We start from the raw sequence: 248 nt of genomic DNA, 5'->3' as shown, positions 1-248 counted from the left end.
GTTTCTCACGTGTGTATCGCTACTCATGCCTGCATTCTCACTCGTGAACCGTCCACAACTCGCTTCCGCGGCTGCTTCACCCGGCACACGACGCTCCCCTACCCATCCACACAGGCGTTGGCCCTATGGTGTGAATGACACGACTTCGGCGGTACGCTTGAGCCCCGCTACATTGTCGGCGCGGAATCACTAGACCAGTGAGCTATTACGCACTCTTTCAAGGGTGGCTGCTTCTAAGCCAACCTCCT

1 rRNA gene is annotated in these 248 nt (G+C 57.3%); it reads right to left on the bottom strand.

Annotation, left to right across the window (positions count from 1 at the left end):
• A 23S ribosomal RNA gene (locus C1J00_RS44410) occupies positions 1-248 on the bottom strand; the annotation flags it as partial.

It is taken from the genome of Streptomyces cahuitamycinicus (assembly GCF_002891435.1).
Lineage (GTDB): Bacteria > Actinomycetota > Actinomycetes > Streptomycetales > Streptomycetaceae > Streptomyces > Streptomyces cahuitamycinicus.
This window is presented reverse-complemented; position numbering and strand designations above follow the sequence as displayed.